General features: G+C 38.3%; 16 protein-coding genes. 11 read left to right on the top strand and 5 right to left on the bottom strand.

Annotated elements, in window-relative coordinates; all coding sequences use genetic code 11:
- Positions 1–31: 31 nt before the first annotated feature.
- A complete protein-coding gene (locus tag D1092_RS09145; protein ID WP_120121608.1) occupies positions 32–2,332 on the bottom strand; it encodes an NADP-dependent malic enzyme in 2,301 nt (766 codons plus the stop codon).
- A gap of 196 nt (positions 2,333–2,528) precedes the next feature.
- On the opposite strand from D1092_RS09145, the gene mutS reads away from it, so the two are divergent.
- Complete coding sequence (mutS, locus tag D1092_RS09140; RefSeq protein ID WP_120121607.1) at positions 2,529–5,273, top strand: DNA mismatch repair protein MutS; 2,745 nt, start codon at positions 2,529–2,531, stop codon at positions 5,271–5,273.
- A gap of 962 nt (positions 5,274–6,235) precedes the next feature.
- Here the strand turns inward: mutS and ilvD are convergent.
- From ilvD to D1092_RS09125, 3 genes are all read right to left on the bottom strand, one after another.
- A complete protein-coding gene (gene ilvD / locus D1092_RS09135; protein WP_120121606.1) occupies positions 6,236–8,074 on the bottom strand; it encodes a dihydroxy-acid dehydratase in 1,839 nt (612 codons plus the stop codon).
- A 1,112-nt stretch (positions 8,075–9,186) separates the two neighbouring features.
- A complete protein-coding gene (locus tag D1092_RS09130; RefSeq protein ID WP_005774433.1) occupies positions 9,187–9,438 on the bottom strand; it encodes a BQ00720 family protein in 252 nt (83 codons plus the stop codon).
- A gap of 25 nt (positions 9,439–9,463) precedes the next feature.
- Entirely contained in the window at positions 9,464–9,895 is a 432-nt protein-coding gene (locus D1092_RS09125; protein WP_120121605.1) for an Hsp20 family protein, read from the bottom strand.
- A 120-nt stretch (positions 9,896–10,015) separates the two neighbouring features.
- On the opposite strand from D1092_RS09125, the gene nth reads away from it, so the two are divergent.
- The 10 genes from nth (at position 10,016) to D1092_RS09075 (ending at position 20,874) form a co-directional block, all read left to right on the top strand.
- Positions 10,016–10,777 (top strand): endonuclease III, encoded by a 762-nt coding sequence (gene nth / locus D1092_RS09120; protein ID WP_420913989.1) that lies wholly within the window; start codon positions 10,016–10,018, stop codon positions 10,775–10,777.
- A gap of 157 nt (positions 10,778–10,934) precedes the next feature.
- Entirely contained in the window at positions 10,935–11,138 is a 204-nt protein-coding gene (gene rpmI / locus D1092_RS09115) for a 50S ribosomal protein L35 (protein WP_120121604.1), read from the top strand.
- A gap of 33 nt (positions 11,139–11,171) precedes the next feature.
- Positions 11,172–11,573 (top strand): 50S ribosomal protein L20, encoded by a 402-nt coding sequence (gene rplT / locus D1092_RS09110; protein WP_120121603.1) that lies wholly within the window; start codon positions 11,172–11,174, stop codon positions 11,571–11,573.
- 93 nt (positions 11,574–11,666) lie between these two features.
- Positions 11,667–12,749, top strand: coding sequence for a phenylalanine--tRNA ligase subunit alpha (gene pheS / locus D1092_RS09105; RefSeq protein WP_120121602.1), 1,083 nt, complete (start codon positions 11,667–11,669; stop codon positions 12,747–12,749).
- A gap of 32 nt (positions 12,750–12,781) precedes the next feature.
- Complete coding sequence (gene pheT, locus D1092_RS09100) at positions 12,782–15,196, top strand: phenylalanine--tRNA ligase subunit beta (protein ID WP_120121601.1); 2,415 nt, start codon at positions 12,782–12,784, stop codon at positions 15,194–15,196.
- A gap of 1,366 nt (positions 15,197–16,562) precedes the next feature.
- Positions 16,563–17,471, top strand: a complete 909-nt coding sequence (locus tag D1092_RS09095; RefSeq protein WP_120121600.1) for a metal ABC transporter substrate-binding protein — start codon at positions 16,563–16,565, stop codon at positions 17,469–17,471.
- Complete coding sequence (locus tag D1092_RS09090) at positions 17,468–18,298, top strand: manganese/iron ABC transporter ATP-binding protein (protein ID WP_120121599.1); 831 nt, start codon at positions 17,468–17,470, stop codon at positions 18,296–18,298. The genes D1092_RS09095 and D1092_RS09090 overlap by 4 nt, the downstream gene beginning before the upstream one ends.
- Positions 18,295–19,161: a metal ABC transporter permease gene (locus D1092_RS09085; RefSeq protein ID WP_120121598.1), complete on the top strand. Its 867-nt coding sequence runs from the start codon at positions 18,295–18,297 to the stop codon at positions 19,159–19,161. The genes D1092_RS09090 and D1092_RS09085 overlap by 4 nt, the downstream gene beginning before the upstream one ends.
- On the top strand, positions 19,158–20,063 hold the full coding sequence (locus D1092_RS09080; RefSeq protein ID WP_120121597.1) for a metal ABC transporter permease: 906 nt from the start codon (positions 19,158–19,160) through the stop codon (positions 20,061–20,063). The genes D1092_RS09085 and D1092_RS09080 overlap by 4 nt, the downstream gene beginning before the upstream one ends.
- A 424-nt stretch (positions 20,064–20,487) precedes the next feature.
- Positions 20,488–20,874 (top strand): YbaN family protein, encoded by a 387-nt coding sequence (locus D1092_RS09075; protein WP_120121596.1) that lies wholly within the window; start codon positions 20,488–20,490, stop codon positions 20,872–20,874.
- 278 nt (positions 20,875–21,152) lie between these two features.
- Here the strand turns inward: D1092_RS09075 and pncB are convergent, their stop codons facing one another.
- Positions 21,153–22,457, bottom strand: coding sequence for a nicotinate phosphoribosyltransferase (gene pncB / locus D1092_RS09070; RefSeq protein ID WP_120121595.1), 1,305 nt, complete (start codon positions 22,455–22,457; stop codon positions 21,153–21,155).
- Between the last annotated feature and the right edge of the window lie 88 nt (positions 22,458–22,545).

Raw genomic sequence — 22,545 nt, 5'->3', positions numbered from 1 at the left:
ATATTATTGATCTATTAAGGGCTTTTTTTCTCTAGGCGATTTTTGCCGCATGATAAGCTGCAAGCATTGCAATATTGACAACATCTGTATCGCTTCCACTAAACGGTACAATTTGAACAGATTTTTCCAATCCAATTAAAATAGGACCGATGATGATTGCTTCTCCAAGTTCTTGTAACATTTTGCTTGCAATAGAAGATGCGTGATAGCTAGGCATAACCAAAATATTAGCAGGCTCTGTTAATCCCATAAATGGATATTGCTGCATCAATTTGGAATTAAGCGCTACATCAGCACTCATTTCTCCATCAAACTCAAAATCAACTTTGCGTTCATGCAAAATATTAATCGCATCCTGAATTTGCTGTGTGACCTTGTCTTTCATATAACCAAACGTAGAAAATGCTAAAAAAGCAACCTTTGGTTGATATCCAAATCCACGCACAAACGAAGCGGTTTGTTCCGCTATATCTGCTAGTTCTTTAGCATTAGGATTTTCATAAACAGCAGTATCCGCAATAAACACAGTTCGTCCACGGCAAATAGCCATTGAAATACCAATCAGTCGTTCTTTTGGTTTTTCATCAATTGCCCGACGTATATCAACCAGCGCTGTTTCATAATTGCGTGTCACCCCTGTAACCATTGCATCCGCATCTCCTAGTGCCACCATACACGCAGCAAAATAATTTCGATCATTATTGATACGGCGATGACAATCGCGCAACAGCCAGCCTTGACGCTGCATCTTTTTATAAAGATAATTTGCATAAGCATCTGTACGACAGGAAAGCTTAGCATTCATAATTGAGATACCTTCACGTTCCAGATCAATTCCAGCGGTAAAAGCTGTTTCTCTTACTTGCTCTTCACGACCAACCAAAATCGCTTTTCCTAATTGTTGATGAACATAGGAAACAGCAGCCCGCATGACTTGCTCCTCTTCACCTTCTGCAAAAACAATTTGTTTCGGCGCTTGACGAACATGGTTATAAATCCCACGCATCATTGAAGAAGTAGGGTCACGTCTCGCATTCAAATCGCGCTCATAAGCCTCTAAATCATCTATGTTCTTTTGCGCAACACCGCTTTTCATCGCTGCTTTTGCTACCGCGATTGAAACAACCGTAAACAAACGTGGATCAAAAGGAACAGGAATGATATAATTCGGTCCAAATTTCAACCGCTTTCCATGATAAGCTTCTGCAACACTGTCAGGAACTTCTTCATGGGCTAAATTAGCAAGAGCCCTTGCCGCAGCAATCTTCATATCTTCATTAATAACGGTTGCACGCACATCAAGCGCACCACGAAATATATAAGGAAAACAAAGAACATTGTTAATCTGATTTGGATAATCCGAACGACCTGTCGCAACAATGGCATCATTACGCACTTGCATAACTTCTTCTGGGGTAATTTCTGGATCGGGATTAGCCATAGCAAAAATAATCGGCTGCGGTGCCATGGACTTCACCATTTCAGGAGTCAATACACCTTTAGCAGAAACCCCGAAAAATATATCTGCCCCTTCCATTGCTTCGGCAAGTGTTCGTTTATCGGTTCGGATAGCATGAGCAGATTTCCATTGATTCATTCCCTCTTTGCGCCCTTCATAGACAACACCTTTGGTATCACATAGGATGATATTTTCAGCTCTAAATCCCATCGCCTTAATCAATTCGATACAAGCAATGCCGGCAGAACCAGCACCATTACAGACAAGCCGCGCATTTTGCATATCACGTCCTGTTAGCTTCAAAGCATTGAGCACACCAGCAGCGACAATAATTGCTGTGCCATGTTGATCGTCATGAAAAACAGGAATATTCATCACCTCGCGTAAGCGACTTTCAATCATAAAGCACTCAGGCGCCTTAATATCTTCAAGATTGATGCCGCCAAAAGAAGGCTCCAAATGGCGCACTAAATTGATAAAATTCTCTGGATCGTTTGTATCAATTTCTAAATCAATGGAATCAATATCGGCAAAGCGCTTAAAAAGCACTGCTTTACCTTCCATCACAGGCTTAGAGGCAAGCGCACCTAAATTGCCTAAACCTAGAATAGCTGTTCCATTTGATATAACAGCAACAAGATTTCCCTTTGCTGTATAAGCATAAGCCAATGCTGAATTTTGAGCAATTGCCTTAACTGGAACCGCAACACCTGGGGAATAAGCAAGGGCTAAATCATGCTGTGTTGCCATAGACTTTGTTGCAACAATCTCAAGCTTTCCTGGCCGACCACGACTATGAAAATCAAGAGCTTCTCGTTCGCTCGCACTGTAAACCGTTTGATACATTTTCTGATCCCGCTCGCTCTTTTTCATCTCACTTTATTTTCTCCAAAAACAGTGTAAATTTTTCTTGATAATACATATAATTATTCGATTTGATTCATATGTTAGAAATCGCTATTCTTTGCCTTAGCAAATCTGATGATGCGTTTCAATTTAGAGATAAATAAATATCGAAGTAAACAAAAAAGAGTAAAAACTTCACTGAAAGGGAACAGGCTACGTAAAAATGGATAAAAAAAACGACCATAAAAATAATTTAATTCCACAGCCTGCTTCCCTCTCTGCTTCCTCTTCAGAACGTCTTACACCTATGATGGAGCAATACATAGAAATCAAAGCCGTCCATCAGGATTCTCTTCTTTTTTACCGAATGGGGGATTTTTATGAATTATTTTTTAAGGATGCAATTGAAGCTGCTCAGGCTTTAGGAATCACGCTCACAGCACGTGGAAAACATTTAGGGCAAGATATTCCTATGTGTGGTGTTCCCGTTCATGCTGCAGACGATTATTTGCAAAAACTAATTGCTTGTGGTTATCGCGTTGCTGTTTGTGAACAAACGGAAGATCCTGCTGAGGCAAAAAAACGTGGCTCAAAATCTGTTGTTCGGCGTGATGTTGTTCGCCTTGTAACCCCCGGAACGATAACAGAAGAAAAACTCCTTGATCCAACACGCGCAAATTACCTGATGACACTTTCTCGGATAAAAACTGGCGATAGAGAAGAATTTGCTCTTTCTTGGATTGATATCTCAACAGGCATATTTCGTGTAACAGAAAGCCGCCAAGAAAAACTTTTAGCCGATATTATGCGTGTGGACCCACAAGAAATCATTGTTGCTGATTCCTTTTTTCATGATAAATCGCATAAATCACTTTTTAATGTTCTTGATCGTATCGTTTCACCTCAACCGGCTTGTCTCTTTGATACCCTCACCGCTGAACGCGATATTTGTACTTATTTTAAACTCTCAACGCTGGAAGGTGTTGCCGATTATTCACACTGCGAACTCTCTGCAATCGTAGCTGCTATTCGTTATATCGAAAAAACACAAATCACGCATCGCCCCCCCCTCATGCAACCTGAGCGCCAAAATGAAAGTGCTACCCTTTTTATTGATGCTGCAACCAGACTAAGCCTTGAGCTTATTCGAACGACATCAGGTCAACGAGATGGAAGTTTATTAAAAGCTATTGATCGCACTGTAACAGGAGGAGGATCTCGCCTTCTCATTGATCGCCTTATTGCTCCTCTTACCACCCCTTCAGCTATTGATACGCGTTTAGATTCTATCGATTTTTTTCTCCGTAACCCTTCTCTTGCAGAAGCGATAAAGCTTACTTTAAAAGGGGGACCAGATATGCCCCGCGCCGTTTCACGTTTGGCTCTTGGACGAGGAGGTCCCCGTGATATAGCAACGATTCAACGTGGCTTTGAAATCATTCATGAAATTCATCAGCTTCTTAGTAATGAGCTCCTGCCCCAAGAAATAAGTGATATACAACAGGTGTTTTCAAATCTCCCCGTTGCTTTACATTGCCATTTAGAACAAGCATTGGCTGATGATCTCCCACTACTTAAACGTGATGGTGGTTTTATTCGTTCCAATTATCATCAAGAGCTCGATGAAATGCGTGCTTTACGGGATGAATCACGCCGTGTCATTGCTGAACTTCAAGCGCAATATGCCCAAGAAACAGAAATTAAGACACTTAAAATAAAGCATAATAATATTCTAGGCTATTTCATTGAAGTCACCAGTACACAAGCATCTTCCCTTACAAATAATCCACAAGCTAAAGCACGCTTTATTCACCGGCAAACAATGGCAAATGCTATGCGTTTTACCACAACAGAGCTTGCGGACCTTGAAAGTCGTATTGCTCATGCTGCCAACCACGCCTTGACACTTGAACTGGAGATATTTGATACACTTGTTCAGGAAATTACAGAACAAGTTGATTTTATTCGTAAAGCCGCTGAAGCACTTGCTATTTTAGATGTTTCTGTCGCTTTAGCAAATCTTGCCGAAGAACAAGGATATTGCCGCCCAAAAATTGATCATTCACTAACCTTTCATATCACCGCAGGACGTCATCCTGTTGTTGAGCAAGCACTCCGCAAACAAGCAGCAGAGCCCTTTGTTGCCAATAATTGTAATCTCTCTGTGCAAAAAAATCAGCAATATGCAGCAATCTGGCTTTTGACAGGACCTAATATGGGAGGAAAATCAACTTTTTTACGGCAGAACGCTCTTATAGCTATTATGGCGCAAATGGGCTCCTTTGTTCCTGCAACCTCAGCACACATTGGCGTTGTTGATCGCCTCTTTAGTCGTGTTGGTGCTTCTGATGATCTTGCTCGGGGGCGCTCAACCTTTATGATGGAAATGGTTGAAACGGCAACGATTCTCAATCATGCAAGTCACCATTCTCTTGTTATTCTCGATGAAATAGGACGTGGAACATCAACCTTTGATGGGCTTTCTATTGCTTGGGCTGCTGTTGAATATCTCCATGAAGTTAATCACTGTCGTGCTATTCTCGCTACCCATTTTCATGAAATGACAGCACTAACCGAAAAACTTGATAGACTGCATAATGTAACCATGAAAGTGAAAAACTGGAATGGTGATGTGGTTTTTCTTCATGAAGTCACACCAGGAGCCGCTGACCGATCCTATGGTGTACAAGTTGCAAAGCTTGCTGGACTTCCTTCAGCCGTTATTACACGAGCAACAGATGTCCTCCATCAATTAGAACAAGGTGAAATGGCTGGAAAAGGACATAAACTCATTGATGATTTACCACTCTTTTCTCTTCAAACAACCTCTCCCCTTAACGAAGAAAGAAACAAGCATGATGTACTTCACGAAGCTTTAAAAAATATTCATCCCGATGAGCTTTCCCCTAAACAAGCTTTAGAAACAATTTATCACCTCAAACAACTTGAAAAAAATAATTCCTTATAAAAAAATAAACACTCTCTTTTATTAAAAAGCTTTCTTAATAGAAAATTAAAGTACCCTTTTTGATATATTTTAGCATAAAACAGTTGTTTACTGTATCCTCATCACTTTTCTGCATAACATATTTTGATAAGCGTAGAGAGAAAAACCCTGTGCATTCTCATATTTTCTTAGATCAAGATTAGCTCTTATACAAAAAATTAATCAACATCGATTCTTTTTACAAAACAGTCCTTTTTTGCAAAGATTGTTATGAAATTTTCTCTCCCCTATGAATAAATAGATTTAATGAATCATACTTTTTTACGATCAATATTATTGTTATCATAGTAATAACTTTGGTTTAAAGCTGTCTGTGTTAGAATGCCACCCGATTTTGCATGATAAATTCATAGATAATGGATCGTAGATTTTGTTGATATTTTAAACGATAAAGAACTCTTTTGCTGTTTTTACATACGTTGTATGAATAAACCCTACTGCTTTTGATTTTCCTAAAAAGCCTTTGAACTCCTTCCCGCATCTCAAAAATGGAAATTCTCACTTAAATCTGGGCTGTTTTCAGACCAGATTCTAGAAGCTTTTCCTTGAATTCCAGTCATATGATTCACTTAAACTAAAGAATTTACAAGCTTTTTTAAGAATATTCCCACACACTAAAAAATACTTAATGTTGAAGGCCGTTTTACATCACAGCCCACAATAAGAGTGTTTTACGACATAACATGATAATATCACCAATACAGTAAATATCTTTCCTAAATACGCGTAAAAATAGGTCGCAATCCCCTACAAAACTTAGAAGATAATATGAAAAATCATCAATCCCCTTCTTCACCTATCTTATATAGCTAGTTGCTAAAACGAAAAATCTGCAAATAGAATAATCTGCTTAGAATATCGTTCAAAAAATCAGAGCATACTTTCTCTTTACCTTTTCTTATAAAGATGCATCCTTTATATCATCAAATATTACGAACAGCACCTTTTGCGGCAGAAGTTGTCATCGCAGCATAAGCTTTGAGAGCCTTTGAAACTTTGCGCTGACGCTTCTCAACTGGTTGCCAAGCATCTTTTCCTTTCGCTTCCATCTTGGCACGACGCTGTTTCATCTCAACATCATCAACCAACATATGAATGCTACGGTTTGGAATATCAATTTCTATGATATCCCCTTCTTCCACCAACGCAATTTCTCCTCCTTCAGCTGCTTCTGGTGAAATATGGCCTATCGAAAGCCCTGAGCTTCCCCCTGAAAAACGTCCATCCGTAATAAGTGCACAAACTTTGCCCAATCCTTTAGATTTGAGATAACTCGTTGGATAAAGCATCTCTTGCATTCCAGGTCCCCCACGCGGTCCTTCATAACGGATTAAAACAATTTCACCTGTTTTAATTTTATCATTTAAGATCGCTGAAACAGCTGAATCTTGACTTTCAAAAATTCTTGCTGGACCTTTAAAGGTCAAAATTGATTGATCAACGCCTGCTGTTTTTACAATACAGCCATCTTTAGCAAGATTTCCATAAAGAACTGCCAATCCTCCATCTTGTGAATAGGCATGCTCCCTATCGCGAATCACACCTTTTTCACGATCACGATCAAGAGTCTCATAGCGACAAGATTGGCTAAAAGCTGTCTGTGTTGGAATTCCCCCTGGAGCGGCACGATAAAATGTACAAACTGTTGGTTCATTGGTTTTTTTCACATCCCAACGACCAAGAGCTTCTTTCATCGTTTTTGCATGAACCGTATAAACTGATGTATCAATGAGTCCGGCCGCATCCAATTCGCCTAAAAGCCCCATAATACCACCCGCGCGATGAACATCTTCCATATGGACATTCGCAACCGCAGGAGCAACCTTGCATAAAACTGGAACACGACGTGAAAGATGATCAATATCCGTCATGGTAAAATCCACCTCACCTTCTTGCGCCGCTGCTAAAAGATGCAGTACTGTATTGGTTGACCCGCCCATGGCAATATCAACGGTCATGGCATTTTCAAAAGCCCTACGTGAAGCAATAGAGCGTGGCAAAACTGTTTCATCATCTTTTTCATAATAACGCTTGGCCAATTCAACAATCTGTTTTCCAGCTTTTTCAAAAAGCATCCGTCGATCTGCATGCGTTGCAAGGACTGATCCATTTCCAGGAAATGAAAGTCCCAAGGCTTCTGTTAAGCAATTCATGGAATTGGCCGTAAACATTCCTGAACAAGACCCACATGTAGGACAAGCAGCACGTTCCATTTCAGCAACTTCTTCTTCTGAATTTTGTTCTGAAGCGGCGGCAACCATAGCATCAACCAAATCAACCCTTAAATCTTGATCTTTCCATTTAATCTTACCAGCTTCCATAGGGCCGCCTGAAACAAAGATTGTTGGGATATTCAATCGTAAAGCAGCCATTAACATTCCAGGTGTAATTTTGTCACAATTAGAAATACAGACAAGAGCATCCGCACAATGGGCATTGACCATATACTCTACAGAATCAGCAATAATTTCACGTGAGGGCAGAGAATAAAGCATTCCATCGTGACCCATCGCAATTCCATCATCTACAGCAATGGTGTTAAACTCTTTTGCAACACCACCGGCAATGGCTATCTGTTGTGCAACCAATTGTCCAAGATCTTTTAAATGAACATGCCCTGGTACAAATTGTGTAAAAGAATTCGCAATCGCAATAATGGGTTTACCAAAATCCGCATCTTTCATTCCTGTTGCACGCCACAGACCGCGAGCTCCTGCCATATTACGCCCGTGTGTTGATATTCTTGAACGGTAAGAAGGCATTATTTTTTTTCCCCTCAAATAATTCCATTTTGCTTGTTGTGCTGTAACTTCACCATAAAAACAAGAGCTTTAATATTCAAAAAAGAAAAATACCTTGTCCTGAAGCATTCGAAGCACAAAATTAAAAGACTTACATAAACTTTCTCATAAAGTCATAAAGCTTTTATTTTGCTATTACCTGTTAATCAATATCTAATCACAGAATAACTGCACGTTTGAGACAAATTCAAAACGATTCAGTGCAGAACAAACTATTCTAGATTTTTATATGCAAGATTTAGTCGTATATTGTATCGATCTATTTGCGTCATTTCTGGAAAAAGAGGATAGCTTAATTGGTGAAGAATATGAAAGCATAATGGTATAAGAACCTACTATCTCCTTACACTTTAAGCCTTATGCCTTTCAAAAGCATCCATAGCGATATCTTAAATAATGATAACACATTCTCTCATGCTTTTGTTTTTCATATTCTTCAATGAAGTCAAGATCTTCACGCAAATAGAGTGCTCCAGTGGAATGAACTTTTCCTACCAATTCACACACTCGTTTTAAAGAGGTATCTCTTAATATGCTCTAGCCCATTTCATCACCAAGCCCGTGAATGGTATAATGTCCCCATAAATAAATAAAACTCATAGAGCACCACCATCTTTACACTTATGTAAAGAGAAATTTGGTAAAATCATACATTTTTCTCATCCCCAATGTTGCAAAAGTCATTGACAATTAAGACAATTCATAAGGGGGGATTATTTCCTTTAAGTATTTTTTACCTACACACCAACTCTGCTTATGCATGGGAAAACAAGTAATTTTAATTGATCAATACGAAAATACCTTAAATGAGAGAATCTCATAATTTTCAAGCCCCTCATTCCAGTTGCAAAAAATTAATTATGAATAGTCATCAATCTTTTATTTTAGTGATAACACTACCATTGTAGCAAAATGCCAATCCTTCTAGGCCTCACACAATACCAAGACACTGCAGCCCTCACCAATAAAAGAAAGCAAAATCCAACAATACCGTTAAATAGCACAACACCCTTTAACTGAGAAAAAACGGATAGAATTTATAAATAGATCCGTTTTTTCTCGTAAAGCGCAATTTAGTGTAGAGTAACAATCTGGAGTTCGTGCTCATTGGCTCCAGCAAGAGCAATAGAGCGTTCATCGGATAAAATGATAGGATAACCTGTTTCCCCAAAAAGCGCCCATATGGTAATGCCTGGAGTCATAGGTGGAAGATCTGGAAAGTTTTTAGCTAGATCATCTGTACAAACTTTTTTTAAATAAGCAATCTGTCCCGCATCAGAGTAGGACGTGTTTTGAAATGATAAGCTTTGTTTATGTTCTCCCATTTCACTGTTCCTTTACGCCTTAACTTTATAACTCACTACGACTGACTTTAATTGGAATCTGTTTTATTTCTTTTTTTAATTTTGGTTGATACAGATTAATTGATAAAAGACCATTTTTCAACTCTGCATTTGTAACATTCATCCCTTCCGCAAGGACAAAGATCCGCTGGAATTGCCGCGCGGCTATACCACGATATAAATATTGATGATTTTGATTGTCTGTTTGTTTACCATGGATAACCAATTGATTATCATCGAGCAAAATATTAAGATGATTAATCTTAAATCCAGCAACAGCTAAAGTTATCCGGAGATGATTTGCATCATCGTTTTTATGTAAACGCTCAATATTATAGGCTGGGTAAGCCTCATCAGTTTTACCGATACGTTGTAATATTTTTTCTACAGTTTCAAATCCTAAAAGGAAAGGATTAGAGAAAGGTGTCACATGTGTCATTCATGAGTATCCTCTTTAAAGCGGCTTTACTTGACAAAACTCTATATAAAGTGTTCGCTGCATTCTTCTCATATGGCGAGCGTGAATGATAACTTCAAGAGAGAAGATTAAGAGAGCTTAATGTCTCAAAGTAACATAAAAATACTTCGGAATACCATAAATTTGTCAAAGGCGCAAAATTTATCCGGTATATCATATAATAAAGATGAAATTGCAGAAATATTTCGCCGTTTTTCTGTGCAACGCCCGACACCTAAGAGTGATCTTAACTATATAAATACTTTTACACTGTTGATTGCTGTTGTTCTTTCAGCTCAAGCGACAGATGTAAGCGTTAATAAAGCGACAAAAGAACTCTTTCGCCTTGCTGATCAACCGGAAAAAATGGTTGCATTAGGAGAAGAAGAAATAGCACGTCATATCCGTTCAATTGGTCTTTGGCGTGCAAAAGCACGTAATGTTTATGCACTTTGCAACTGTTTAATGGAGCAATATGGTGGTCAAATCCCTGATACACGTGAAGCACTTATGTCGCTTCCAGGCGTGGGACGCAAAACAGCTAATGTCGTTTTGAATGTTGCTTTTGGTCAGCCTACATTAGCGGTCGATACACATATTTTTCGCTTAAGCAATCGCCTTGGTTTGGCACCTGGAAAAACACCAGAGATTGTTGAGAAAAAATTATTAAAAATTATACCGATTCATTATCTTCGTCATGCGCATCATTGGCTGATTTTGCATGGGCGTTACATCTGCCAAGCACGTAAAGCACAATGTAGGCAATGCATCATTGCTGATTTATGTAAAGCCGCATGCAAAACAAATGCTATTCCGGCTCCTTTGGTTGAAATTAAAGGCAATGGAGCGCCGATTTTTTTGTAATACACTCTTGCTATTTTGTGTATACTAGCTTATGAAAATGTCTGTTGAAGAACCGCCCGGCAGGGCATGCCGTGGCTGTTTAAATGCTTATTCAAGTGTTGGTCCGCTTGAATGAATAAAATGTTCGATTGAATGAATTAATGTATGGAGTAGCAAAATGCCCAAGATGAAGACCAAATCATCCGCTAAAAAGCGGTTTAAAATCACTGCGTCAGGCAAAATTAAAGTAGCAGCCGCCGGTAAGCGCCATGGTATGATTAAGCGTTCGAATAAATTTATTCGTGATGCACGTGGAACGATGGTCTTGAGTGAGCCAGATGCCAAGAAAGTCATTCAGTATTATTTGCCGAATGGTTCTTAAACCTTACGCTTTTGATTTTGAGGAGAGTATTACATGGCACGTGTAAAAAGAGGTGTGACAGCCCACGCTAAACACAAAAAAGTTTTGAAACAGGCTGAAGGTTTTTACGGTCGTCGTAAAAATACCATTCGTGCTGCTAAGGCAGCAGTTGATCGTTCAAAGCAATATGCTTATCGTGATCGCAAAAATAGAAAGCGTACTTTCCGCGCTTTATGGATTCAGAGAATTAATGCGGCTGCTCGTGCAGAAGGTTTAACGTATGGACGTTTTATTGATGGCTTATCAAAAGCTGGTATTGAAGTTGATCGTAAAGTTCTTTCAGATATAGCAATCTATGAGGCAGAAGCATTTTCTGCTTTAGTCACTTCGGCAAAAAAAGCTTTAGAATATTTAAAAGATACAACACCTAATGCTTTTGAAAGCGCTGTCAAGTAAGCCAGTCGTGTTCTCTTAAAGCATTTATTTATTCGAGGTCCCGTGCTGGCTATTGCGAGTGCGGGGTTTTTTTATTAAAAAATAGGCAAAAATATGAACGATATTGAGCGTCTGGAACAAGAAATTTGTTTAGCCTTAGAAGCTGCAGGTGATGAACAGGCCCTTGAAGCAGTGCGTATTGCAGCATTGGGTAAAAAAGGGAGCATCTCTGAAAAATTAAAAGCATTAGGAAAGATGGAGGCGAGCGAGCGCCAAAAAGTTGGACCCGTTCTTAATGGATTAAAAAATCGCATTTTAGAATTATGGACGCAAAAGCGTGATCTTCTAAAAAGACAAGCAATGAATGCCCGTCTTTCTCGTGAAACGGTTGATATTACCTTGCCTGTTCGCTCTTCACCTATGGAACGGGGACGTATTCATCCTATTTCACAAGTGATTGAGGAAATTATCGCCATTTATACAAAATTGGGTTTTTCACTTGCAGAAGGACCAGATATTGAAACAGATTATTATAATTTTACGGCATTGAATTTTCCTGAAGGGCATCCAGCACGTGAAATGCATGATACCTTCTTTTTTGATGTTGATAAAATGGGAGAACGCAAATTATTGCGAACCCATACCTCACCTGTACAAATTCGCACACTGGAAAAACAACAAGCACCGATACGGATCATTATTCCTGGAAAAACTTACCGTATGGATTCGGATGCAACACATTCACCTATGTTTCATCAGGTAGAAGGTCTTGTCATTGATAAGACCTCCACTATCGCGCATATGATGTGGTTACATGAGACTTTTTGTAAAGAATTTTTTGAAGTTTCTTCAGTAAAAATGCGTTTTCGTCCCTCTTTTTTTCCTTTTACCGAACCATCTATGGAAGTGGATATTCAATGTGATCGTTCTGGTTCAGAGGTAAAGTTTGGCGAAGGGCAGGATTGGTTGGAAATTTTAGGCTGTGGAATGGTGCATCCTCATGTGTTGAAAAATGTTGGTTTAGATCCCGATGAATATCAAGGCTTTGCGTGGGGAATGGGCATTGATCGTATTGCCATGTTGAAATACGGCATGCCTGATTTACGCGCTTTTTTTGATGCTGATCTGCGTTGGCTAGACCATTATGGCTTTCGTTGCTTTGATATGCCTGCTTTTTTTCCCAATAGAAGTGTGTGATCTTATCAGAAGCTTTCATGTGAGGTTTTAAAATGAAATTTACTTTGTCGTGGTTAAAAGATCACTTAGAGACAGATGCATCTTTAGATAAAATTTGTGATAAACTAACAGCTATAGGCCTTGAGGTTGACCATGTTGATGATCGTTCTTCTTTAAAAGGTTTTGTGATTGCGAAAGTTTTAACAGCAAAAAAACACCCTGATGCAGATAAACTCCAGATTTTATCCGTGGATACAAGCTCTGATACACCTGTTCAAGTTATCTGTGGAGCACCAAATGCACGTGCAGGCCTTGTTGGAGTTCTTGCATTACCAGGCACTTATGTTCCAGGACTCGATGTAACATTATCCGTAGGAAAAATCCGTGGTGTTGAAAGTTTTGGAATGATGTGTTCATGGGCAGAGCTTGAATTATCAGGTGAGCACGATGGCATTATCGAACTTCCAGAAAATGCACCTATTGGAGAGGCCTTTGCAGCTTATGCTGGTCTAGATGACCCAATCATTGATATTGGTTTGACTCCTAATCGCTCTGATTGCACAGGTGTTCGCGGTATTGCCCGTGATCTTGCAGCTGCTGAAATAGGAAAACTAAAAGAATTATCCTTACCACAATTCGAAGCGCGTTTTGAGACACCACTTGATGTTTCGTTAGATTTTTCGCAAAGCACATCCTTATGTTTAGGTTTTGCTTGGCGTGAAGTGCGCAATGTTCAAAATGGTCCATCACCGCAATGGATGCAACAGCGTTTAAGCGCAATTGGTCTAAGACCGATTAATGCGCTGGTTGATATGACCAATTATATTAGTTTTGACCTTGGTCGTCCGCTCCATGTTTTTGATGCTGATAAAATTAAAGGAAATTTGTATGTTCGTTGTGCGCGTGAAGGTGAACAGCTTCAAGCATTGAATGGAAAAACTTATCATTTGAATGTTAAAGATTGCGTTATTGCCGATGACGAGGGGGTTGTTTCCATTGCTGGTATCATGGGTGGTGAAAGAACAAGCTGTGATGAGACGACGCGGCGCGTTATTATTGAATCGGCGCTTTGGGATGCGCAAAGCATTGCACAAACAGGGCGAACATTAGGTCTTATCAGTGATGCACGTTATCGGTTTGAACGGGGTGTTGATCCGACTTTTATGGAAACAGGGCTTGAAATTGCAACAGAACTCACCTTACGCCTTTGTGGTGGTGAAATATCCAAGGCAAAAATTGTTGGCTATCAGCAACAAGAAACCAAACAGATCGCTTTTCCTTTTTCTGAGATTAAACGTTTAACACATTTGGAAATAGAGCCTGAAAAAGTCATCTCTATTTTAACGAAACTTGGATTTCGCATTGAGGGAAAAGGAGATGTCATTACAGTAAAAGTACCATCATGGCGCCCTGACATTATGGGTAAAGCCGATTTGGTGGAAGAAGTCATGAGGATTTATGGGCTAGATAAAATTAAACCTATTCCTTTGGAAAATTTCACAGAAGGAAAAGAGCAGGTTTTAACATGCGTGCAAATTCGTTCACGCGCTACCCGTTTGGCTTTAGCGCATCGTGGTATGAAAGAAGCAGTAACATGGTCTTTTATCTCCGAAAATCAAGCTCTTGCTTTTGGGGGAGGTGAAGCACAGCTTAAATTGATCAATCCTATTTCCGCTGATATGTCAGTGATGCGTCCTTCTCTTTTACCTGGTTTGCTTATAGCTGCACAGAGAAATGCTGATCGTGGTTTTTCTGATCTTGCTTTGTTTGAAGTTTCCAGCATTTATGAAGGTGATACCCCTGATAAACAACGACGTGTTGTAAGTGGGATTCGTCGTGGCACAGAGCAATTTGAAGGTGCTGGGCGTTTTTGGAATGGAAATGCAACAGCTGTTGATGTTTTTGATGCCAAAGCAGATGCTTTAGCCGTTTTAGAAGCATGCGATATAGATGTTGGGAAAGTACAGATTGAAGTTGGAGCCCCTGATTGGTATCATCCAGGTCGTTCAGGGATCATAAAACTTGGATCAAAGATTATCCTCGGTTTTTTTGGTGTTTTTCATCCAGCGACCTTAGAAAAATTAGATGTCAGTGGTCCTTTATGCGGCTTTGAAATTTTTCTAGATCAAATTCCAGAACCAAAGAAAAAAACAACGAAAAGCCGTCCTCCTTTGAAATTATCGCCGTTTCAAATGGTGCGGCGTGATTTTGCATTTATTGTTGACAAAAAAGTTGCTTCTTCTCTTATTGTTCGTGCTGCTCAAGGCGCTGATAAAAAACTTATTTACTCTGTCCAAGTTTTTGATCTTTTTGAAGAGCAAAGCCTTGGTGAAGATAAAAAATCTGTTGCCATCGAGATTGTTATTCAACCGATTGAACGCACTTTGACAGATAAAGACCTAGAAGAAATTGCTGCAAAAGTTATAGAAAACGTCACTAAAATGACAGGCGCTTATCTTCGTCATTGAGTATTTTCAAATGACTTTTATAAAGACAGGAGCACTTTATGAGTGCTCCTTTATTTTTAAGGTTTGCCGTCTATGGAATTTTTTGAAAGAAGCTTTACGACAATCCATCCATTGATAATTTTTATCTTAAATAAGAAGCCCCAATATTATGAGACTTATCATTTCAAATCCTCTTTGAATGAATCAAAATCTTTTATTCTCCTACCTTAAAGTGAAGCAGTTGTTTAGAAACCATAAAAGAGAAAATAATGATACCGCATTTTGTAAAATCAATGATGGAGCTCATCCCCTTTGGGACCTGTATCTTTCAACTCAAGCCCATGAAATGAATATAGGGGGGTGTTAAAACAAGTCGCATAAATAACATAATAAGTCTCTGTTTTGAGCGTTCTGTTTTTGTGTGAGAGATGTGTATCTCATTGGAAAATGAGAGTAAAAACATAGGGCAATACGCCTTCTATGAATTAAAAGGTATTGCTTGAGATTCTTTAGAAAAAACGCAAAAATTGCATAATATCTGTAAATAACTTGACTAACCTGATCTACTAAAACCACCAATAATAGACTAAAATCCTTTGGATTTTTAAAATTCATTTAATGTAAAGCTGAATTAAAAAGGAAGATCATCGGAAGAGTTTTTTTACTTTATATCTTGATATTCTCTTCTAAAAAAGCTGCATTCTCATTTCAGAGATAAACCAAACAGATATACGCAATATTTTTTCAAATGTGTGCTTGTTTTGAGAAACATATTTCAATGCTTCTAGGTTTATTTTACGATAGCATCCGTGGATAAGCTTATTGGCTCCATTATACTTTCTCTTTTCTAGCTTCCATATAGCCGACAAAACCTTGTGTTGCGAGAGACCATAAAAGGACTTTTATTCCTTTTTATCGTTTTTGTTTACAGACTCATTTGCTTGTAATGATCAAGTAAAAGATAATCATTGCGTCATAATAAAAAAGTTTAAAATGATAAAACCCTATGATACTCAGATCATTAACTCAATAAAACGATACGTTATCCTTATAAATTAATATGTTATTCATTGGAATGAGCTGTTGATTGAACAGCAATCGAAAAGTCACAGACTTTATGAGATAAAAAGTGCCATAAAACACAAGCTTATCAGCAACGAATGGAAAAGATATCTCGAATTTTTATTAAATTCTTTGCAAAATAACAAAGCAATTTTTCTTTAAAATCATTCAATTTTTTAAGGTAAATTTTTAAGAAAAGAAAGAATTTTTTTTAAAGGACTTGAAAAGTTAATTTTTGTAAAAATCCTTCATTGCAAATGCAAAAGATAACTGTTATGGCTAAATGATAATGCAAATCATTCGCAATAAAATAAAGAGAAAATTAATGAATATAAAAAAAATTTTTACTCTCATTCTGGGAAGTTTTATTTTTCTTACTCCTAATTTAGCGGTATGTGCTGGTAAATTTAAAGCTGTTACGACATTCACCATTATTGCCGATATGGCGCGAAATGTAGCAGGTGATGCGGCTGATGTTGAATCAATCACGAAACCAGGTGCTGAAATTCACGAATATCAGCCCACCCCTCGTGATCTCATGCGTGCACAAGGCGCAAATCTTATCCTATGGAATGGGTTAGAATTAGAACTTTGGTTTGAAAAATTTTTTCAAAATATCAATGATGTTCCAAGTGTCGTTGTTTCAAAAGGTGTTGTACCCATTACAATTGGTGAGGGCCCCTTTAGTGGTAAGCCGAATCCTCATGCATGGATGTCACCGACCTCTGCTTTGATTTATGTTGATAATATTCGCGATGCTTTTGTAAAATATGATCCTGAGAATGCTGCTATTTATAAAGAAAATGCTGAAATTTATAAGCAGAAGATTCGCGCCACCATTGATCCAATTAGAACTGAATTGGCAGCCGTTCCTCAGGATAAACGTTGGCTTGTAACCAGTGAGGGTGCATTTAGCTATTTGGCGCGTGATTTTGATTTAAAAGAACTTTATTTATGGCCCATTAACGCGGATCAGCAAGGAACACCGCAGCAGGTTAAGCATGTTATTGATATGGTTCGTAAATACAATATTCATGCCGTTTTTTCTGAAAGCACGATCTCTCCAGCACCAGCAAAACAAGTTGCAAGAGAAACAGGGGCTAAATACGGTGGTGTTCTCTATGTTGATTCTCTAAGTGAGAAAAATGGTGAAGTCCCCACTTATATTGATTTATTACGTGTCACGAGTGGGCGTATTAGCAATGCCTTATTAGAGGGAGTAAAAAGCCAATGACGGAATGTGGAATATTTGCCCAAGGGGTAACGGTAACTTATCGTAATGGACATACAGCTTTACGCGAAGTAAACTTTGAAAGTCCAAAGGGTTCTATTACAGCGTTGGTTGGCGTTAATGGATCCGGTAAATCAACATTATTTAAAGCAATTATGGGGTTTGTACGCCCTTCAAAGGGGAAAATTCGCATGTTTGATTTGCCCGTTGATGTCGCTTTGAAAAAAAATCTTATTGCTTATGTTCCTCAAAGTGAAGATGTGGATTGGAATTTTCCTGTTCTGGTTGAAGATGTTGTCTTGATGGGGCGGTATGGTCATATGAATTTTTTTCGCTATGCCAGCGCACGAGATTATGAAGCTGTTCGTGTTGCCTTAGAACGCGTAGATATGTTGCCTTTTGCCAAGCGCCAGATTGGAGAACTTTCTGGTGGACAGAAAAAGCGTGTTTTTCTAGCGCGTGCTTTGGCACAAAAAGCAAAAGCTATTTTATTAGATGAACCGTTTACAGGGGTTGATGTTACAACAGAAGATAAAATCATTGCTTTGTTACAAGATCTTCGTAAAGAAGGAGCAGTAATCTTGGTCTCTACCCATAATTTAGGCTCTGTTCCGGAATTTTGTGATCATACGGTTTTAATAAAAGGAACTGTTTTAGCTTCTGGGTTAACAGAAAAAATCTTCACAAAGGAAAATCTGGAGAAAACTTTTGGAGGAGCTTTGCACCACCATATTTTTGATCTTCAAGACACTAAAAAAAATAATATTTTTATGGAAAGAAAACAATCCACAGTTTGTGAAAATATTGAAAAAGTGGAGCACGTTGCATGATTTCTTTTTTGCTTGAACCACTGAGCTACCAATATATGGTGAATGCAATGTGGGTTTCTGGGTTAGTTGGGTGTGTTTGTGCCTTTCTTTCTGCTTTTTTGATGTTAAAAGGTTGGTCGCTTATTGGTGATGCGCTTTCCCATTCAATTGTACCTGGTGTCGCAGGGGCTTACCTTTTAGGGTTACCGTTTTCACTTGGCGCTTTTTTTTCTGGTGGTCTTGCTGCAGCAGCTATGCTGTTTTTTAATCAGCGGACAAAACTGAAAGAAGATACCATTATTGGTCTCATTTTTTCTTCTTTTTTTGCTTTTGGATTATTTCTCAAATCATTAAAACCAATGGCTGTGAATATTGATACGATTGTTTTGGGAAATATTTTAGCAGTCAGTTTATCAGATATTATACAACTGGCTTTTATTGGTTTTTTCTCTTTATTTCTATTGCTTTTAAAATGGAAAGATCTCCTTGTTTCTTTATTTGATGAAACACACGCACATGCCATTGGATTGAACGTAAAATTTTTAAAGATTCTCTTTTTTACACTGCTTGCTGCTTGTACTGTTGCTGCGATGCAAACAGTTGGAGCATTTTTGGTCATTTGCCTTGTGGTAACACCTGGGGCAACAGCTTATCTCTTAAGTGATCGTTTTTCGAATATCTTGATTATTGCGGTTATAATTGGAACATTTACAAGCGTATTGGGTGTTTATGTGAGTTATTTTTTGAATGCACAAACGGGTGGTGTCGTTGTGCTTTTTCAAGCATTTTTGTTTATGTTAGCTTTTATTTTTGCTCCTAAACACGGGTATATTGCTGCACGTTTACGGATCAATGCAGCCAAAAAAGGGATGATATTGTCATGATTGATCAATTACTACTTCCTTTTCAATTTTCTTTTATGCTGAAAGGCATGCTTATTGTTATGATCCTTTCTATTCCAATGGCAATGCTTTCTTGTTTTCTTATTCTGAAAGGATGGGCATTGTTAGGAGATGCCATTTCCCATGCCGTTTTTCCTGGTGTTGTTGTTGGTTATATGACAACGCCGTGGGTGATAGCATTTTTGACTTCTTTACCATTTGCTTGGTTCCAGCATATGCGTCCAGAGAATATTACAATGACTTTGATTACGTGCGGTGCTTTTATTGCGGGTATGGTTTGTGCTCTTACAACAGGTTTTTTAGGAAGCAATAGTCGTATCAAACAAGATACAGTGATGGGTGTTGTTTTTTCATCAATGTTTGGTTTAGGGCTTGTTTTGGCAACATCTATCTATAGTAGCCTAGATTTAAATCATATTCTATTTGGTAACCTGTTGGGTGTTAACTGGCTTGATATTACACAGACGGCGATTATTTCTGCGATCGTTACCTTTATTTTAGGCGCAAAATGGCGTGATTTTATGCTGTATATTTTTGATTCCGTACAAGGTCGTGCGATGGGATTGCGAATATCACTGCTCCACTATACCCTTCTCACAATGATTTCTCTCACAATTGTTGCGGCTTTGAAAGCGGTTGGAATTGTACTTGTTATTTCCTTACTGATAGCACCAGGAGCAATTGCCTATCTTGTCACAAAACGGTTTTCTTTTATGTTAATGATCGCGATACTTGTTGCAGCTCTTTCTGGTTTTTTAGGGATTTATCTCAGTTTATTTATCGGCTCTGATTCTGCTTCCACAATTGTGTTGATCTTAACATTGATTTTTATTGCCATTTTTATGATGATTTTCATTCGTCAAAACACAGTTCAAGAAACTTGACGGTGATAAAATTCATGCATATCAGCCATGCATTTTTATACATTGTTTCTTATGCTTATTTTAATTAGAGGTTGAATTGCTAGGTTATTTTTCCTCCTAATGTCTAGCAAATGAATGCAGTATTTTTCTCCCCCCCCCAACACTGCATTCTTAATTAAGAGGCTGCATTGATTTATTCTGCAGCCTTTTTATTTTTTTTACTTTTCTAAAGTCTCTTCTTATTTCTTGAAACCATTTAAAATAATTATCATATTGCAAAGCGATTTAGTATCCTGAAGGAACTTATGACAGTAAAGGCACTTACACATAGAAATGGTGGAGAAGGAAAATAGTAAAGAGGGATTGCCCACTCAAAGATATAAACAGTAAAACAGATACAATTTTTTTGTGTAAAGTTTTAAGTGGAGGAAAATAATACGAGAGAATGAAGAAATATTTCAAGATATCACACCCTTTACGCCTCTGCTATTATATAGCAGGTTGGATAATGGTTATATTAGGTATTATCGGTGTGGTATTACCTATTATGCCAACGGTACCTTTTTTGTTGGTTGCCTCATGGTGTTTTACGCGTTCTTCTCCACATTTTCATCAGTGGTTGAATAATCATCGTATTTTTGGTCCCCCTCTTAAACGATGGGAAGAAAGAAGAGCTATTTCTCCATTTGTTAAAATTTTTGCCGTGATGAGTATGACAGGAGGGGGATTATCCTTTTTCGTAATGCTACACCCTCCTTTATGGATTTCTTTACTCATTGCCGTTATATCATTGTTAATTGCTATTTATATTGTGACACGTCCATCTTCATAATGATAGAAAAGGCTTTATTTTTGTAAAGCATGTAAGTTTCTTTCGCTAAACTTCCTTGATACATTCTTGATACATTAAGTTTTTTAAATGCATCGTGCATATTTTTAAGTTTTTCTTATTGCGCCTTGTATAAGTGAACCGAATGTATGAGAAACCAAGTGGAATCGGCTCAACAAGAAGCTGAACGATTTACTATGACCTTAAAAGAGTTAAGAATACTCGTCCTTAAAGTAGGATAAAGCTTAACTTTTTAATCAATATATCTAAAGAGCTGAAAACTACATCTTTGTAGGTCCAGCAAAGCGCTTTTTATCACCAAAAAAATTGAGATAACGTTGTAACTCTTTTGAATCACCAATCGTTTTTTCAGGGTTATCTGAAAGTTTTACGGCTGGTCGACCATTGGCATGAGTTACCTTACAAACAAGGGAAAGAGCATCAAGGGTTGCGATTTCTTGAGGAGCGCAGCCTGTAAAGTCATTGGTAAGATCAGTGCCCCATCCAAAACTCATGCGCACTTTTCCCTGGAAATGATGATAGGTTTTTTCAATTGTATCGACATCAAGTGCATCAGAAAAAATTAAGAGTTTTTCGCGTGGATCTTTTCCTTTTTCTTTCCACCATTGAATAATACGTTCTCCACCTTCAATAGGGGGTGCACTATCCGGTCTAAAACCTGTCCAATCTGCTACCCAATCTGGAGCATTGCATAAAAATGCTTCTGTGCCAAAGGTATCAGGCAAAACAATAAGAAGATTTCCACCGTAATAACGATTCCAATCTTGCAAGACTTGATAGGGTGCTCTGCGTAAATCATCATCATTGTTGCTAAGAGCAGCAATGACCATGGGTAATTCATGGGCATTGGTTCCAAGAGCTTCTAAATCTGTATCCATGGCTAGAAGAACATTAGAAGTTCCGGTAAAAGAATTGCCAATACCTTCTTTTAATGCTTCAACACACCAGCGTTGCCATAAAAAAGAATGACGACGTCTTGTACCAAAATCAGATATTTTAATATCAGGTAATTTTTTAAGACGTTCAACTTTACTCCACATTTTTGCTTTAGCGCGTGCATAAAGTACATCGAGAGCAAAACGATCGAGGTTTTTCATAGCGGCACGTGAACGCAATTCACTGATAATAGCAAGAGCGGGAATTTCCCACATGGAGCTATGAGCCCACGGACCGTGAAAATGAAGGATATATTGGCCATCTTTGCGGGTAAGTTCATATTCTGGGAGTTGAAAGTTCTCAAGCCAATGAAGAAAATCTGGTTCGAAAATTTGTTTACGCCCATAAAATGTATTACCAGCAAGCCAAATCATTTCTTTTTTCGTAAAGCGCAAGCTCAAGGCGTGATCAAGTTGGGCACGCAGTTCACCCTCATCAATATCATCGGCAAGACGTATTGTTTTGCTGCGGTTTATGAGGGAGAAGGTAACATTGACATGAGGATAAAGCCCCCAAATCATCTGTACCATAAGAAGTTTATAAAAATCCGTATCGAGCAATGAACGAATAATAGGATCAAGTTTCCAGGTATGATTGTAAACACGCCTTGCAATATCTGGATGATTCATAACCCTCGTTCTTTCAGTCTCGTAGAATATAAAATTATTGTGCTCCAACAAAATCCATATAGGTCAATAGAATACATATAGGAATGAG

It is taken from the genome of Bartonella krasnovii (assembly GCF_003606345.3).
Lineage (GTDB): Bacteria > Pseudomonadota > Alphaproteobacteria > Rhizobiales > Rhizobiaceae > Bartonella > Bartonella krasnovii.
The sequence above is the reverse complement of the archived record's forward strand: the minus strand, read 5'-3'. Positions and strand labels throughout refer to the sequence as shown.